Annotated in this window: 14 protein-coding genes; 2 read left to right on the forward strand and 12 right to left on the reverse strand. The window is 68.7% G+C overall.

The features are described from left to right. Nucleotides 1–111 precede the first annotated feature (111 nt). On the forward strand, nucleotides 112–477 hold the full coding sequence (locus tag FEJ81_RS01380; RefSeq protein ID WP_138243580.1) for a rhodanese-like domain-containing protein: 366 nt from the start codon (nucleotides 112–114) through the stop codon (nucleotides 475–477). A gap of 110 nt (nucleotides 478–587) precedes the next feature. Here the strand turns inward: FEJ81_RS01380 and yciH are convergent, their stop codons facing one another. The 6 genes from yciH to FEJ81_RS01410 form a co-directional block, all read right to left on the reverse strand. Beyond that, nucleotides 588–881: a stress response translation initiation inhibitor YciH gene (gene yciH / locus FEJ81_RS01385; RefSeq protein WP_006183677.1), complete on the reverse strand. Its 294-nt coding sequence runs from the start codon at nucleotides 879–881 to the stop codon at nucleotides 588–590. A gap of 164 nt (nucleotides 882–1,045) precedes the next feature. Continuing rightward, complete coding sequence (locus FEJ81_RS01390) at nucleotides 1,046–3,370, reverse strand: transglutaminase TgpA family protein (protein WP_138243581.1); 2,325 nt, start codon at nucleotides 3,368–3,370, stop codon at nucleotides 1,046–1,048. Further along, a complete protein-coding gene (locus FEJ81_RS01395; protein WP_138243582.1) occupies nucleotides 3,367–4,437 on the reverse strand; it encodes a DUF58 domain-containing protein in 1,071 nt (356 codons plus the stop codon). The genes FEJ81_RS01390 and FEJ81_RS01395 overlap by 4 nt, the downstream gene beginning before the upstream one ends. Next, on the reverse strand, nucleotides 4,434–5,414 hold the full coding sequence (locus FEJ81_RS01400) for an AAA family ATPase (RefSeq protein WP_138243583.1): 981 nt from the start codon (nucleotides 5,412–5,414) through the stop codon (nucleotides 4,434–4,436). The genes FEJ81_RS01395 and FEJ81_RS01400 overlap by 4 nt, the downstream gene beginning before the upstream one ends. A 242-nt stretch (nucleotides 5,415–5,656) precedes the next feature. Further along, nucleotides 5,657–5,851 carry a cold-shock protein gene (locus FEJ81_RS01405; RefSeq protein WP_006180449.1) on the reverse strand — a complete coding sequence of 65 codons (195 nt, stop codon included), beginning with the start codon at nucleotides 5,849–5,851 and terminating at the stop codon, nucleotides 5,657–5,659. Nucleotides 5,852–5,948: 97 nt separating this feature from the next. Then, complete coding sequence (locus tag FEJ81_RS01410; RefSeq protein ID WP_138243584.1) at nucleotides 5,949–6,212, reverse strand: DUF7573 domain-containing protein; 264 nt, start codon at nucleotides 6,210–6,212, stop codon at nucleotides 5,949–5,951. Between the two features lie 84 nt (nucleotides 6,213–6,296). Between FEJ81_RS01410 and FEJ81_RS01415 the strand changes: the two genes are divergently transcribed. Continuing rightward, on the forward strand, nucleotides 6,297–6,491 hold the full coding sequence (locus FEJ81_RS01415) for a hypothetical protein (protein WP_138243585.1): 195 nt from the start codon (nucleotides 6,297–6,299) through the stop codon (nucleotides 6,489–6,491). Nucleotides 6,492–6,506: 15 nt separating this feature from the next. Here FEJ81_RS01415 and FEJ81_RS01420 read toward each other — a convergent pair whose 3' ends face one another. From FEJ81_RS01420 to FEJ81_RS01445, 6 genes are all read right to left on the reverse strand, one after another. Then, nucleotides 6,507–7,589, reverse strand: a complete 1,083-nt coding sequence (locus tag FEJ81_RS01420; RefSeq protein ID WP_138243586.1) for a 5,10-methylenetetrahydromethanopterin reductase — start codon at nucleotides 7,587–7,589, stop codon at nucleotides 6,507–6,509. Then, nucleotides 7,589–8,359, reverse strand: a complete 771-nt coding sequence (locus FEJ81_RS01425; protein WP_138243587.1) for a coenzyme F420-0:L-glutamate ligase — start codon at nucleotides 8,357–8,359, stop codon at nucleotides 7,589–7,591. Before FEJ81_RS01425 ends, FEJ81_RS01420 begins: the two co-directional genes overlap by 1 nt. A gap of 207 nt (nucleotides 8,360–8,566) precedes the next feature. Next, nucleotides 8,567–9,292 carry a maleate cis-trans isomerase family protein gene (locus FEJ81_RS01430; protein WP_138243588.1) on the reverse strand — a complete coding sequence of 242 codons (726 nt, stop codon included), beginning with the start codon at nucleotides 9,290–9,292 and terminating at the stop codon, nucleotides 8,567–8,569. Next, the gene (locus tag FEJ81_RS01435) at nucleotides 9,285–10,916 is read right to left on the reverse strand and encodes a hydantoinase B/oxoprolinase family protein (protein WP_138243589.1); all 1,632 of its coding nucleotides are present in this window, start codon (nucleotides 10,914–10,916) and stop codon (nucleotides 9,285–9,287) included. Before FEJ81_RS01435 ends, FEJ81_RS01430 begins: the two co-directional genes overlap by 8 nt. Continuing rightward, entirely contained in the window at nucleotides 10,913–12,994 is a 2,082-nt protein-coding gene (locus FEJ81_RS01440) for a hydantoinase/oxoprolinase family protein (RefSeq protein WP_138243590.1), read from the reverse strand. The genes FEJ81_RS01435 and FEJ81_RS01440 overlap by 4 nt, the downstream gene beginning before the upstream one ends. An 8-nt stretch (nucleotides 12,995–13,002) precedes the next feature. Beyond that, nucleotides 13,003–14,208, reverse strand: coding sequence for an Nramp family divalent metal transporter (locus FEJ81_RS01445; protein ID WP_138243591.1), 1,206 nt, complete (start codon nucleotides 14,206–14,208; stop codon nucleotides 13,003–13,005). Nucleotides 14,209–14,283 lie beyond the last annotated feature (75 nt).

The raw sequence follows: 14,283 nt of genomic DNA on the forward strand, positions 1-14,283 counted from the left end.
GACTAGAGTACCACGGTCAGACAAGTTGCAACGGCTCGCAGTCGAACCACCAGCGGAGTCGCCCAGGTCGAACCCCTGTTCTTATTCGAGTCGACACCCAATCGCACAGTAATGGACGGCGAAATCACCACCGACGAGGTCAAGGAACTCCTCGAGGACGATGCCGACGTTCGCATCGTCGATATCCGCGACGAGCGGAATTTCAAACACAGCCACATCCCCGGCAGCGAGAACATCCCCTTCCACGAACTCACGGATCGCGTCGACGAACTCGAGGACGACGAGCACATCGTCACCGTCTGTCCCCACGGCAAAGCGAGCGTGCAGGCCGCACAGCTCATCGGGTCCTACGACGGGACCGCGGACGCGCGGGTCGAGAGCATGGAGGGCGGCCTCGACAAGTACGGCATGAAGTTCGGACTCGTCCGCGAGGAGGACGACGAAGAGGAGCCGGCCGAACGCGAATCGCCGTTCTAACCGGTCGCTCTCGGACACGGTGACGCGACTGGGCGGTATGCGGGTGAAAAAACGGCGGCGTTCTATGACGCGATCGTGGGTTCGGAAGTCGTCTCAGAGCATCGCGGGCATCAGGCGACGTTGAAGCCGCGGTCCCGAAGGAACTCTTCGATGCGGCCGGTGTGGTTCCCTTGAAGTTCGATCTGGTCGTCCTCGACCGTCCCGCCGCAGGCGAACTTGGACTTGAGATCCGACGACAGACTGTCGAGATCGACGTCCTTCGGGTCGAATCCTTCGACGATCGTTACCTCTTTTCCGTATCTGCGCTCGTCAATGCGGATGTTGAGTTGCTGTTGGCCCTTCGCCACGTCCTCGCAGACGCAGAGTTCCTGGGGCAGCCCGCACGTCGAGCAGACTTCCGACATTACGTTCGTAGCTATGAAACGGGCATATTAAACACTATCGGGACCCGCATGCCCTCGCGTGGTTCTTTTTGAGTGCAGGGGCGGATTTACCGGTCAATCGCGGCCGTTGAACGAACTCGAGTCCCCGTTGACCGAACCCGGCTCGGCTCTCGCGGAAAGCGGCGTCAGCGGAGCCGACCGACTATCGGCAGCCGACTCCGGGCGAGGTCGCCGACGATCTCGATCGCCTCGTCGGCCTCCGCCCGGCTCACGCCGTCGCCGTAGATCGCCCGTTCGTAGGACTCGAGTACCTGCTCGACCCGCGGATCGAGCGGGGCCGCGTTCTCGGTCTCGGCCTCGACCGCCGTCGAGAGCGCGGTCAGGTAGGCCCGCGCGGATTCCGACCGACGGCGCGGTCGGTACTCCCGCGCGAGGAGTCGCTCGAGGCGGCGGAAGGCGCGCTCAGCGTCCTCGTCGGGTTCGGCGCGGAACCCGTGCCAGTAGATCCCGACGCCACGACGGAGCCGCGTCGCCGCGCCGGTTCGACGCGCGCCCGCGGCGAGACCGATGAGGAGGACGAGCCCGATCGCGCCCGTCTCGCGGACGATCGCGACGAGGCGCTCGCCGAGTGATGTGCCCTCCGAGGCGTCACCGTCGACTCGATCACCGGGATCGTTCGGGGGGTTCGTTCCGTTGTCCGGGTCGTCAGGCCCAGTCCCGTTGTTCGGATCAGTTTCCGGATCCGTCCCGTTGTCCGTGTTCGGATCGGACGGCGAGCCGTTCGGATCGGACGGGTCGGACTCGGGTGGCTCGGCGGGGTCGTCTTCGTCGTCACCGATCGGAACGTCCTCACTTTCCTCGGTGTCCGCCGCCTCGTTGCCGTTCGCGCGGGCCTCCTCGAGTCGGTCGGTGTGGACGTCGGCGCGGGAGCCGCCGGGGGTCGGATCGAACCGGACCCAGCCGTGGTCGGGGAAGTAGACCTCGACCCACGAGTGGGCGTCGAGCCCGCGGACGACGTACTCGTCGTCGTCGACCTGCTGGCCGCTCGTGTAGCCGGTGACGTAGCGGGCCGGGACCCCCTCCTCGCGGAGCATCTGCGTCATCGTCGTCGCGAAGTAGACGCAGTAGCCCTCGTCCATCTCGAGCAGGAACCCTTCGGCGACGTTGCCGGCGGGCTGGGTGACCTCGAGCGAGTAGTCCTTCGACGAGCGGAGGTGGCTCTCGATCGCGGCCGCCTTCTCGTAGGGATTGTCCGCCTCCGCCGTGATCTCGGCGGTACGCTCGCGGAACTCGCTCGAGGTGTCTTCGGGCGTCTGGAGGTGGCGGTCGCTGACCGCCTCGGGGTAGTTCGTCCCCGCGGCCCGGAGCGCGGCCGGGTCGGCGTCGATCTTCGCGCTCTCGACGGTGTAGCTCTCGCCCGCCTCGAGCGGCGTTTCGGGCCGCGGCTGGCCGTGTCTGGAGACGGTGGTTTCCCGGGTCACGTCGCCGCCGAGAGAGAGCGGCTGGGGCGAGACGGGCATGATTCCCAGTTCCGTTTCGGCGGTGACGGTCTGCTCGACCGTCTCGTAGTTCCCCGGCGGCGATGCGAGCCGTCCGTCGTAGCGGCTGCTCTGACCGGTCCGGACCCACTCGTCGCCGGTAAAGCGGTCGTAGACTCCGGTCCGCCAGTAGGACCGCTGGTCGGACTCGACGGTGAACCGGACCTCCGGCGAGAGGTCGACCTGTCCGGAGATCCCCGACCGCTGGGGCGAGGAATCGATCGTCGCCTCGAGGGAGCCGGCTTCGCCCTGGACGAGGTGGGTCGGCCCGCTCGGCTCGCCGGGGACGATCGTCACCGACAGCGAGAGGGCGACGATCACCGCGAACAGCACGGCGAGCAGGTCGGCCTGTGCGATCGAGCCGCCGCGGCGCTCGAGTTCGCCGAAGGCGACGGCCCCGATGGCCGCGAGGGTGCCGGTCAGGGTCGCGAGCGTGCCCGCGTCGCCGGTCAGGACGAGAAAGCCGAGCGCGATCCCGCCGGGGACGACGCCGAGTTCGTACCGTCCTCGCATGGCGAGATACCAGGAGAGGAAGACAGGTGCTGGCGCGAAGCCGAGCGTCCAGATGCCAGCCTGCACCATCCGAAGCAGCGGGAGGCCGGTCGCGAGCGCGACGGTGTCCGAAACGAGCGCATCGGTCGCCGTGAAGACGACGCCGAGTTCGACGCCGGCTGACGTGAGGTAGTAGGCGAAGCCGAACCCGGCTCCGACCAGCGCGAGAGCTCCCGCGGTCCGGGGACGGATCAACCGCGCGAGTCCCGTCGCCGCGAGGAGCATGACGCCGACGAGGGCGAGCAGCGACTGACTCCCACCGACGACCCGCGTTATGTCGTACAGGACGCTGACGTACGAGCCCGTCAGGACCAGTACGCAGCCGAGCGCGAGGAGGCGGACGGCGTCGGAGCCGATCGGCTCGTCCGTATCGATCGAGAGCGTTCGATCCCCGGCGTGACTGGACGAGTCCGTACTCATGCGGTTACCCCCTGTCCGCCGGTCTCGCGGTCGCTTCGGCCGTCGCGTTCGGTTCGTTTCCGATCACCGCCTCGCTTGCTCCCGCTTTCGCGCCCGCAGAGCCGATCGAAGGGAATCTCGTGCCCGTCAACGACGACCGTCGTCCCGTCGTCGTCGGTTCGGACCAGTACGTCCGCGTCCCCGCGGGTCCGCTCGCCGAGTTCGCCGGGCCTGGCGACGGCCAGTAACTGGAGTAGATCGCGGTGGTGGTCCCGGCCCGATCCCGGCGGCCGCGTGCCGCCGGGGACGGTGATCCCGACCGTCGCGCCCTGCTCGAGCAGGTACGTCGCGACGGTGGCGGCGGCCGACGCCATCTCGTCGTCGCGGTCGATGAGACAGTCGGCGGCGATCGTGACGGCGCCGCCCTCCTCGTCGTCCGCGTACTCCGTGACGACGAGGTCGTCGTCCGGGCGCTTGGCCGCGGACTTCCAGTGGACGTCCCGCAGCGGATCCCCGCGGCGGTACTCCCGAAGGTGGTCGAACTCCTCGTGATCGCGCCGGTCCGCGACGCCGGCCAGCGCCTGGATGTCCGCAGCGGAGCCGCCGGCCAACTGCCGAACTCGCGGGTAGACGAGAACGGGCGTCGTCGCCTCGTACGCGAACCGTCGCTCGACGAGCCCGACGACGTCACTGACGGTGATCGAGAGCGGGCCGACTCGGCGCTCGCCCCGCGCCTCGAGTCGCACGTCGTAGGAAACCGTCTCCTCGCCCTCGAGGGTCGTTTCCGCGAGCGGCTCCGTCGCCGCCGAGAGGCCGTCGCCGACGGTATCGCGGACGGTCGCGGCGGTCGCGCCGTCGGTTTCGATCGCGACCTCGACCGGGCGCTCCTCGCGGATGAACCCCTCCTCGACGGGGCGGCGGGTGACGCGCGGTCGGTCGGCGCGACCGATCGTGACCAGCCCGGCGAGTAACATGACGACCAGCGGGACGACGATGGCGTTCAACGCTCGCGGGCCGGACTGCCAGCTCAGCACGACGGCCCCACACACCACGACGACGACGGTCCACCCGCGGAGCGTGAGTCTCATTCGACGGGCACGCGCTCGAGTGCGTCCTCGACGACCGCGGTGCCGTCTCGGTCGTGACCGTTCGTCTTGATCCGGTGGGCCATCACCACGGGGGCTTCCGCACGTATATCGTCCGGAATCGCGTAGTCCCGGCCGTTCGTGACCGCACGGGCTTGGGCCGCTCGGAGGAGCGATATCGTCCCGCGGGGACTCACGCCGATGTGGGCGTTCTCGCGGGTGTCGGCCACGAGCCGCGTCGCGTACTCCCGGACCGGCTCCGCGACCTGTACCGTCGATACCGTCTCGCGGGCGGCGACGAGGGTCTCGCGGTCGGTCACCGCCTCGAGGGATTCGATCGGGTGGTCGCCGACCGTACGGCCGAGCAGTTCGGCCTCCTCGTCGGGGTCGGGGTAGCCGAGGTGGAGTTTCTTCATGAAGCGGTCGAGTTCGGCGAACGGCAGGTCGTAGGTACGGTTCGGCTCGACGGCGTTTTGGGTGGCAATGACGATAAAGGGCGTCGGGAGTTCGCGTGTCGTGCCGTCGGTTGTGACCTGTCCTTCCTCCATGGCCTCGAGCAGGGAGCTCTGGGTCTTCGGCGGCGCGCGGTTGATCTCGTCGCCGAGGACGATGTTGCCGAAGACGGGGCCGGACTGGAACTCGAACTCGCGGGTCTTCTGGTTGAAGACGTTCACGCCGGTGACGTCGCTGGGGAGGAGGTCGGGCGTGAACTGGACGCGGCTGAACGTGCAGTCGACCGACGTGGCGATCGAGCGCGCGAGCATCGTCTTGCCGACGCCGGGCACGTCGTCGAGGAGGACGTGGCCGCGCCCGAGGACGGCGGTGATGACGTGTTCGATAACGTCGTCGTGACCGACGATGACGCGGGACACGTTCGCCTCGATTTCGGCACACAACTGTTCGACCGTCGAAACCGGGAGCGAATCGTCGTCTTCCGCCGGTTCGGCGCTCCGTTCCGGTGTCGGATTGGCGTCAGTCATCGTCTCGAGGAAGTCTGCGGGGCCCAGGCGAGCTATCCATTACTACGACATCCGGGGCTCCGGAACATATGTTTTGTGTCATACGAGTTACCCGTGACTCGAGACGTGTGGCGATTCCGCCTCCGGTGAGTCGAGACGCGGCTGGCGATGAACTGTCGGCTCGAGTCAGGTGCGCGGTCCCATCGACAGTGCCGCCGCTCAGAACGTAGCAATCAGAAAACGATACCCCCGATTGGACCGGCCTAGAGCCGCTCGACGTTCGTCGCGCGTGGACCCTTCTCGGCCTCCTCGATGTCGAACTCGAGTTCCTGACCCTCCTCTAGGTCAGGACCGCCGATGTCCTCCATGTGGAAGAACACGTCCTCGTCCGCGTCGTCAGTCTCGATGAATCCATAGCCGCCAGTGTCGTTGAAGAAGTCGACCGTACCTTTCGCCATTGCATCTGCATAGAACCACGACGGAGATATAAAGCTTCGGGAGGAGACTCGCAAGCACTGCCCCGCGAAGTCAACTGTTACCGCTGTCTGTCACTGATCACCACGATTTGCAGTCGGGACAGACCGGATCGGTCCCCTCGCCGTCGGCGCGCCACGCGCGCTCGGTCGGCGAGTCACACCGACTGCAGGTGTAGTCGCCCCACGCGTACGTCCAGCGGGCCGCGTCGCTCGTCCCTGTTTCCGCACTCGAATCTGCCGCTTCGGCGGGATCGGCGGCGGATTCCTCTCCCTCTCGTGATGCTTCCGTTGTCTTGTCGTCGCCGGCAGCATCGAAATCGGAGAGCGTCGCGTCGTCGGTCACGGAAACCGGTACGACGGGGACCGGCTTAATCCCTCCTCATTCGGGACCGGCACGGCCAAGTAGCACCGGTAACAACCCCCGAACATGGACACCGTCACACCGCTGAACGTCATCGTGGACAACCTCACCGAAATGACCAGCCTCTTCAGCGACGTCGCGATGGGCGCGGGCCTCGCGCCGCTGCTGATCCTGATGGGCACGCTCCTCGTCGTCTTCTCGATGGGCGTCTTCGGCGTCCTCACCCTCGGTGCGGTCGCGGACCTCTTCACCGCGAACTAACCCTTCCGTTCTCGGTCAGTCGTTTTCGACCGCACGATCGAGCGCGTCGCTCGCTCGCTCTACCGCGTCCTCGAGGTCCGGACCCAGCGGCGAGCCGACGACGATTCCGTCGACGTGCTCGAGCGCCGCGGTGAATCGGTCCGCGACGGTCTCCGTTGTCCCCGCGATACAGAAGGCGTCGATCATCGCGGGCGTGACGCGGTCGAAGGCCTCGGGCAGGTCCCCCTGCTCGAGCGCCTCGCTTACCTCACTCGCCGCCTCCCGGTCGATATCGTGGCGCTCGAGGACCGGCTCGGCGGCTCCGCCGACGATGAACGCGACGGGCGGTCGAGCCGCCTCGCGCGCGTCGCTCTCGTCGGCGGCGACGCTGACGCTCGCGAAGGCAAGTGACTCGAACGCGCCGTCTCGCGGGTCACTTCGCTCCCCGCTCGGCTGTTCCGAGGCGCTTTGCGCCTCGCTCTCGTCCGGGCGCTCTGCAAGCCCCTGCTCGAGCTGACCCGCCGCCCACTCGAGGTCCCGCGGATGCGCGGCGTTTACCAGCACGCCGTCGGCGTGTTTCGCGCTCATCCGGAGCATGTGCGGCCCCTGCGCGCCGACGTAGACCGGAATGTCCGCCGAGGGCGGCTCGAGGTTGAGCGCCGCGTCCCGCGCGGTGAAGGTGCCCTCGTGGGTGACCGTCTCACCGTCCCAGAGGTCGCGAGCGAGGTCGAACGTCTCGAGGACGCGCCGGAGCGGGCTGTCGCGTTCGACCCCGAGGTTCGACAGCGAGGAGCGGTCGCCGGCACCGACGCCGAAGACGCCGCGTCCGTCGCTGATCTCGTCGATCGTCGCCGTCTGGGCGGCCAGTTTCACGGGATGGGTCTCGTAGGGGTTGACGACGCCCGGTCCGAGCCGGATCGCTTCGGTGGCGTCGGCCATCCGCGAGAGCACCACGAACGGATCCCGATTGAAGTAGTGGCTGCTCGCGAACGCGACGTCGAACCCCTCGTCTTCGGCGAGCGCGGCCAGATCGGCTACCCGCTCGGGCGGGTGCTCGGGCGTGAGTTCGATGCCTCGCGTCGGTCCGCCCGCCCCTCGATCCGGTGTCTTATCGCTCATTATCCCTCGAACCTCCACTCCCGCAGCGCCTGTCGAACCATATCGTCCTCGACGGCCCGGAAGAGTTCGTCACTGCCCTCGTGGTCTCCGAACTCCCAGTCCCGGACGACCACGGCGGGCGTCCCGCCGGCCCCCTCGCCGGTGACGAGGTTCGCGGCGGCGGCGAGTTCGTCGATCACGGATTGGACGGTGACACCGAGTTCGTGGCCGTCCCGGTCCTCCTCGCCGCGCCAGTCCCGGCTCGCGGGCATCCCCACCCAGCCGATCGCGACGCCGGTCTGGCCGTGCCGGAACGGTCGCCCGCAGGTGTCGGTGACGACTACCGCCACGTCTTCAATGCCCCGTTCCTCGAGCCCCGATCGAATTCGCTCGGCGCTTTCGTCCGGCCGCTTCGGCAGGAGCAACAGGTCGTGATCCGGCACGTTCGACCGGTCGATCCCCGCGTTCGGGCAGATGTGTCCGAATCGGGTCTCGGTCAGCAGGAACGGACAGTCGATCAGCAGCTCCGTGCTTTCCTCGATGATCGCCTGAGCGAACCGCGGGTCCTTCTCCTCGTCGGTGACCTCGGCGATCCGGTCGGCGATCTCCCGTGCGCGGCCACTGATCGGATAGTCCTCGAGGTCCGCCGTGCGGCCCTCGGCCTTCGAGACGACGGTGCTGGCGACGGTGAGCACGTCGCCGGGTTCCAGATCGGCCCGATCCGCGACGAGGGCGGCGATGTCGTCGCCGGGGCGGATCTCGGGCAGGTCCGCCACGCCGTTGAGTTCCATACCGGAGGGTGGGGAAGCGGCGTCAAAAACACCAACCTTTTGCGCTGCGGGTGCGCCTACGGCGCACCCTCGGCAAAATGTTGATCAAAAGCACTCCTCCTTCCTCTCCGCTCGTGTTACTCGCTCCGAGTCAGTCGTCGGCCCGCTCGCTCCCTTCGGTCACTCGCGGTGCAACGGCTTTGATTTCCGCTGACCGCCACGAGGTTCTCATTCGAACAGCGTTCCCGGGCCGTCGACCGCGAATCCGGCCGCCCCGCAGACGTCCCACAGCGTCGCGCCGTTGCTCGTGATGACCGGCACCTCCAGCTCCGCCTCGAGCCCCTCGACCGCGGCGAGCGAGCGGTAGTTCGTACAGGAGACGAAGACGGCGTCGAGATCGTCGACCGCGCCGACGCGCTCGAGGACCTGCTGAGTCGCGTCCTCGGGGGTTAGCTCCCCGATCGCCGTGTTGGCCGCGAGGCCGCGGCCGTCGATCGAGGCGACCTCGAATCCCGCGGCCTCGAGGAAGTCCCGCTCCCGCTCGTCGAGGGCGTCGGTGTACGGCGTCGCGACGGCGATCCGGTCGGCCTCGAGGGTCTCGAGTGCCCGCACGACCGAGCGGGCCGTCGCGACCGCGGGGACGCCGGCCGCCTCGGCCAGCCGGTCCTCGAGTTCGGCGTCGAACCCCGGGCCGTGGATCAGGCTGCCGGTCGTACAGGCGTAGGCAACCGCGTCGACGTCGGCGTGGCCGAGCAGCGTCGCCGCCCGCGCCGCGTCGTCGCTCATCGCGTCGAGTTCGTCGACGGTGACCGACTCGAGGGCCATCCGCGCGCCGTGGACGGTGATTGTCTCGGGGCAGAACGCCCGAAACCCCGGTTCGGCCGTCGCGTTCGACGAGGGGACGATCAGCCCCAGTCGGCCGCCGCGGTCGGCGTCGGCATCCGCGTCAGTCATCGGCCCCACCATCGCCGCGCTCGTCCGGATCGCCGTGGCCGCCGCCGCCGGGCGTTTTGACTGTCACTGTCGTCCCGGCCGGAACGTCGACCGTCGTCTTCGCGGGCACGGGCTCGCCGTCGATCAGGTTCTCCCCGGTCGCGCCGTCCCCGCCGCCGGCGACGCCCGTCGGCGCGTGTCGCCGGCGCTCGGTCAGCAGCGACACCGTCGCGTCGGTCTCGACGGTCACCGAGCGCTCGAGACCCAGTCCGCCGCGGAATCGGCCGGGACCGCCGCTGCCGTCCCGGAGCGCGTAGCGCTCGACCCGCAGCGGGTACTCGGTCTCGAGGGATTCGATCGGCGTGTTGAGCGTGTTGGTCATCCCGACCTGGACGCCGTCCATTCCGTCGCGGTCCGCGCGTGCGCCGAAGCCGCCGCCGATCGTCTCGTAGTAGGTAAAGGAACTGTCCCGCCCGCCGATGGTGAGGTTGTTCATCGTCCCCTGCCCTTGGGCGGGCACCCGGTCGGGCGCGGCCCGTGCGAGCGCGGTGAAGACCACGTCGGTGACCCGCTGGCTGGTCTCGACGTTGCCGCCGACGACGGCGGCCGGCGGGTTCGGATTCAACAGCGATCCCTCGGGTGCGCTGACGCTCACCGGGTCGTAGCAGCCGTGGTTCGGCGGGATCTCGGGGTCGGTGATACAGCGTACGACGAAGTAGACGGCACTCGTCGCGACCGCGATCGGTGCGTTGAGGTTCCCCGCGACCTGCGGTGCAGTTCCCGCGAAGTCCACGTCGATCGTCTCGCCGGCGACGGTCACCGTCACCGAAATCTCGATGTCCTCGTCGGTCACGCCGTCGCCCTCGAGGACGTCGGTCGCCTCGTAGGTGCCGTCGGGAAGCGCCGCGATCTCCTCGGTGATCCGCTCGCGGGAGTAGTCGATCACGGCGTCGAAGCCGGAGAGAACGGTCTCGCGGCCGTGGTCCGCGAACAGCGTCGCGAGCCGTTCCTCGGCGCGTTCGTTCGCCGCCTGCTGGGCCCGCAGATCGGCCCGGCGCTCGCGGGCGTTGCGGACGTTCGCCAGCACGAGCGAGCGGACCTCGTCCCGCGGCTCGCCGCCCTCGACGAGCCGCGTCGGGGGGAGCCGAAGCCCTTCCTGATAGATCTCCTGTGCGCCGGCCGGCATGCTGCCGGGGGTCATCCCACCCACGTCGGCGTGGTGGGCTCGAGAGACGGCGTAGCCGACTATTTCTCGGTTCTCGTCTCCCTCGCGACCGTCTCCGTCGTCGTGGCCGGGCGCGATCGGTGAGACCATCGTCACGTCCGGCAGGTGCGTTCCGCCGGTAAAGGGGTCGTTGAGCACGAACACGTCGCCCGGCTTCGGGTCGCGCTCGCGCACGGCGTCGACCGCGGCGGGCATCGCGCCGAGGTGGACCGGGATGTGTTCCGCCTGGGCGATCATCCGCCCCTCGGCGTCGAACAGCGCCGTCGAGCAGTCCCGGCGTTCCTTGATGTTCGGCGAGTACGCTCCCCGAATGAGGGTCTGTCCCATCTCCTCGGCGACGCTCTCGAGTTGGTTGCGCAGCACCTCGAGGGTCACCGGATCGATACCGTCGTCCGTCTCCGTCGTCGAGTCTGTCGTCATTGTCCTTCGTCCTCCGTTCGCGTCATGACGAGCGTTCCGTCGGCGAGGATATCGCCGGTCCACGCGGGCGGCACGACGGTCGTGCTCTCCGCTTGCTCGAGGATCGCCGGTCCGTCGACGGCCGCGCCGGGCGCGAGTCGATCCCGGTCGTAGACGGTCGCCTCTCGCGGGTCGTCACCGGTTCCGGGAAAGTGAGCCTCCCGGGTGCCGACGACGGCGTCGCCCGCGCCCTCGTGGCGGATGGTCGGCTCCGAGCCGGGGATCGTCGCCGTCGCGCGGAGGTTGACGATCTCGATCGATTCGTCCATCGCGTAGCCGTAGGCCCGCTCGTGGGCCTCGCGGAACCGCTCGGCGACCGTCGCCGCGTCGAACTCGTCGTCGACGGGCACGGTCAGCTCGAAGCTCTGGCCCGCGTACCGGCAGTCGGCGGCCCGCTCGACCCGCGCCGCGTCGGGGTCGGACGCGTCCGCGAGCACGTCGGCCACGAGGCCGTCGTAGACCGACTCGAGGTCCCCCGTGTCGGCTGTCTCGAGGGAGACGCCGACGGTTCGAACGGCATCGTAGCTCTCGTCGGCCGCGAGCAGGCCGAACGCGGAGAGGACCCCGCCCGGGCGCGGGACGACGACGCGGTCGACCGACAGCGAGTCGGCGAGCGCCGCGGCGTGCATCGGTCCCGCGCCGCCGAACGCGACGAGCGCGAACTCGCGGGGGTCGTGGCCCCGCTCGACGGTCACCGAACGGATCGTCCGCGTCATCGTCGCGTTCGCGACGCGGTAGACGCCGCGGGCCGCCTCGAGCGCCCCGTCTAAGCCGGCCTCGTCGGCCAGTCGCTCGAGGGCGTCGCGAGCCGCGTCGACATCGAGGGTCATCTCGCCGCCGAGCGCGGTCTCGGGGCCGATGTAGCCCAGCACGACGTTGGCGTCGGTGACGGTCGGTCGCGTCCCGCCGCGGCCGTAGCAGGCGGGTCCGGGCTGAGCACCCGAGGACTCCGGCCCGACCCGGAGCGCGCCGCCGGCGTCGACCCACGCGATCGAGCCGCCGCCCGCGCCGACGGTGTTCACGTCCACCATCGGCGTTCGGATCGGGAGGCCGTCGATTTCGGCATCGGTCGTCCGCTCGGCCCGTCCGTCCCGGACGAGGCTCACGTCGCTCGAGGTGCCGCCCATGTCGAAGGTGACGAGCCCCTCGACGTCGTCGTCGTCGACGGTCGCCGCAGCGCCGACGACGCCCGCGGCCGGGCCGGAGAGCGTCGTCGTCACGGCGTGTTCTCGGACCGTCTCGGGGTCCGCGATGCCGCCGTTCGCCTGCATGATCCGCGGGGCCGGAACCCCGGCGTCGTCGGCCTCCTCGACCAGTCGGCCGACGTAGTGGTCGATCGCCGGCCGGACGTAGGCGTCGACCGCCGTGGTCGACGTGCGCTCGAACTCGCGGAACTCCGCGAGCACCTCGTGGGAGGCCGAGACCGGGACCGCGAGTTCCTCGCGCAGCGTCTCGGCGACGACCCGCTCGTTTGCGGGGTCGGCGTAGGAATGCAGCAGGGAGACCGCGACCGCCTCGACATCGCGCTCGCGCAGCGTCGCCGCGAGGTCGCGGATCTCCTCAGGGTCGACCGGTCGCTCGACGCCCTCGCCGGTCGTCCGCTCGTCGACCTCGAACCGTCGCTCTCGAGGCACCAACGGTTCGGGTTTCTCGGCCTCGAGGTCGTACAGATCCGGCCGGTCCTGTCGCCCGATCTCGAGGACGTCGCGGAAGCCCTCGGTCGTGACGAGCGCGGTTTCGGCACCGCCGCGCTCGAGCAGGGCGTTGACCGAGACGGTCATCGCGTGGGCGAAGCCGTCGATTGCCGCGGGGTCGATGCCGGCGCTCTCGCAGGCCTTTTCGATCCCCTCGAGGACGCCGACGTGCTGGTCGTCGGTCGTGGGGACCTTCGCGGTGACGAGCCGGTCGTCGACGGTGAGCGCCACGTCGGTGAAGGTGCCGCCGACGTCGACGCCGACCCGCGTTCCGTCGTCGCCCGTCGCGTCGTGACTGTCCATCGATGCGTCCGAATTCGTGTCGCGTGCGTTTAAATCGGTCATGCAGATCGTCAGAGGAACAGAACGTCGTAGAGCGTTCGGAGGCCGATACCGACCACGACGAGCGTGACGAGCCCGCCGAGGACGTTCTGGAGGGTGCTGTTCGTGTACTCGCCCAGCAGGTCCCGGTTGTTCATCGCGTAGATGAGGAAGACGGCCAGAATCGGCAACAGGAGGCCGTTGGCGACCTGTGCGAAGACGATCACCTGCACGGGGTTGTAGTCCAGCGCCGAGAAGACGATGCCGACGCCGAGGATCGTCATCCAGATCGCCCGGAACCGGGTCGAGGTCAGGTCCCGCTCCCAGCCCAGCGCGCCGGCAGTGGCGTAGGCCCCGGCCAGCGGCGCGCTCATCGCGCTCGTAAAGCCGGCCGCGAAGAGGCCGATCGCGAAGAAGGTCAGGGCGTAGCCGCCGAAGACGGGCTCGAGCTGGTCGGCCATCTCGCCGACGCCGGTGATCTGTGTTCCCGCGGGGAAGACGGCGGCGGCCGTGACGACGATCGCCGTCGTGATCAGGCCGCCGACGATGACCATCCCGATCGTGTCGGTGCGACACGCCGCGAGGTCGTCGGGACCGTCCCACCGCTCTTGGACGGTGCTCGCGTGCAGGAACAGGTTGTAGCCGACGACGGTGGTTCCGACGAGGCCGGCGATGAGATACGCCGATCCGTCGGGGACGGTCGGAACGAGCCCGTTCGCCAGCGAGCCGAGGTCCGGTCGGACCATGATCGCGTTGAGCAGGAACGCCGCACCCATGATACTGACGAGACCGATGAACACGCGCTCGATCAGCTTGTAGCTCCCCGTCCACAGCAGGCCGGCGGCGACCAGGCCGATGATCGGTCCCCAGACGTTCTCGCTGACGCCGGTGATCGTCGACAGGCCGGCTGCGCCGCCGACGATGTTGCCCGTCTGGAACGCCGCCGTCCCGATCCCGATCGCGCTCACGACGAGCGCGACGGTGATCGCCTGCGGAATCGGATTGTTGAACTCGTTTCGAAACGCTTCCCCCAACCCTTCCTGCGTAATCAGCCCCAACCGCGCGCTCATTTCCTGTAGGACGATCGTCGCCAGAATCGAGAACGCGATCGTCCACACGAGCAGATAGGCGTGTTCTGCCCCGATCACGCTCGCGGTCGTTACCGTTCCCGGACCGATGAACGCCGCCGCGACGAGCGCCCCCGGTCCGATCGCTTTGAGTCGGTCAATAACACCCATGATGCGTATTCACACGCACCACTCTTCGAAATCCCCAAAAAGATTGTTAAGACCCGACCATACGAACACTTCGTC

The organism is Natrinema versiforme (assembly GCF_005576615.1).
Lineage (GTDB): Archaea > Halobacteriota > Halobacteria > Halobacteriales > Natrialbaceae > Natrinema > Natrinema versiforme_A.

Coding starts and splice junctions, on each gene's coding strand:
- FEJ81_RS01380 (WP_138243580.1), top strand. CDS start 112: ATGGACGGCGAAATCACCACCGACGAGGTCAAGGAACTCCTCGAGGAC.
- yciH (WP_006183677.1), bottom strand. CDS start 881: ATGTCGGAAGTCTGCTCGACGTGCGGGCTGCCCCAGGAACTCTGCGTC.
- FEJ81_RS01390 (WP_138243581.1), bottom strand. CDS start 3,370: ATGAGTACGGACTCGTCCAGTCACGCCGGGGATCGAACGCTCTCGATC.
- FEJ81_RS01395 (WP_138243582.1), bottom strand. CDS start 4,437: ATGAGACTCACGCTCCGCGGGTGGACCGTCGTCGTCGTGGTGTGTGGG.
- FEJ81_RS01400 (WP_138243583.1), bottom strand. CDS start 5,414: ATGACTGACGCCAATCCGACACCGGAACGGAGCGCCGAACCGGCGGAA.
- FEJ81_RS01405 (WP_006180449.1), bottom strand. CDS start 5,851: ATGGCGAAAGGTACGGTCGACTTCTTCAACGACACTGGCGGCTATGGA.
- FEJ81_RS01415 (WP_138243585.1), top strand. CDS start 6,297: ATGGACACCGTCACACCGCTGAACGTCATCGTGGACAACCTCACCGAA.
- FEJ81_RS01420 (WP_138243586.1), bottom strand. CDS start 7,589: ATGAGCGATAAGACACCGGATCGAGGGGCGGGCGGACCGACGCGAGGC.
- FEJ81_RS01425 (WP_138243587.1), bottom strand. CDS start 8,359: ATGGAACTCAACGGCGTGGCGGACCTGCCCGAGATCCGCCCCGGCGAC.
- FEJ81_RS01430 (WP_138243588.1), bottom strand. CDS start 9,292: ATGACTGACGCGGATGCCGACGCCGACCGCGGCGGCCGACTGGGGCTG.
- FEJ81_RS01435 (WP_138243589.1), bottom strand. CDS start 10,916: ATGACGACAGACTCGACGACGGAGACGGACGACGGTATCGATCCGGTG.
- FEJ81_RS01440 (WP_138243590.1), bottom strand. CDS start 12,994: ATGACCGATTTAAACGCACGCGACACGAATTCGGACGCATCGATGGAC.
- FEJ81_RS01445 (WP_138243591.1), bottom strand. CDS start 14,208: ATGGGTGTTATTGACCGACTCAAAGCGATCGGACCGGGGGCGCTCGTC.